The organism is Micromonospora sp. DT4 (genome assembly GCF_049841675.1).
In the GTDB taxonomy this organism is placed as follows: domain Bacteria; phylum Actinomycetota; class Actinomycetes; order Mycobacteriales; family Micromonosporaceae; genus Micromonospora.
Genome location: NZ_JBNCKT010000363.1, coordinates 1 through 575, shown reverse-complemented (window position 1 = coordinate 575; position 575 = coordinate 1). Strand labels below are relative to the sequence as shown.

At 68.9% G+C, this 575-nt stretch carries 1 protein-coding gene; it reads right to left on the bottom strand.

From position 1 onward, the window contains the following. Positions 1 to 557: IS5/IS1182 family transposase (locus ACLQ24_RS30125; protein WP_425895119.1), on the bottom strand; the 557-nt coding region annotated here is incomplete at its 3' end. Positions 558 to 575: the final 18 nt, after the last annotated feature.

The following is a 575-nucleotide window of genomic DNA, read 5'->3' as shown; positions in this document are numbered from 1 at the left end:
TCGAGGTGGGCGGTGACTTGCTGCGGCCAGTGATGGCGCAGTTGGGCGCTGCACTGCTCGAAGGTGTCGCGCAGCAGCGGCGAGTCGTGCCGGTTGGCCGGGGCGCCGGTGATCCCGAGGGGGATGCCGTAGCCGTCCACGCCGGTCGAGCGCTTCATACCGCCTTTGCCGCGGTCGACCGGGGACCGGCCGGCCCGGTCGCCGCCACACGGCGCTTTCGTGATCGCGCCGTCAGCGCTGACGTCGGCCAGGTCCAGGCCGATCATCTGGTCGTAGGCGTCCAGGGCCAGCTCATGGACCTGCTCACCGAGACCGGCGTCAGCCCACAACCGCAGACGGCGACGGATCGTCCGGTCCGAACAGCCCGCCGACGCGACGCGTTCATAGCCGGAACCATGGACCAAAGCGGCGATGACGTGCTCGAACACAACCCGGTCCGGGATCCGTCGACGGTGACAGCCCAACGGATGGGCCGGATCGAACTCAGGTCGCTCAGGCCACAACGCGGCGAACTGGACCCACACGGGTTCGAGCAACGATGATGGCAGCGCAGGCACGGGAACTCCATCGGTCAC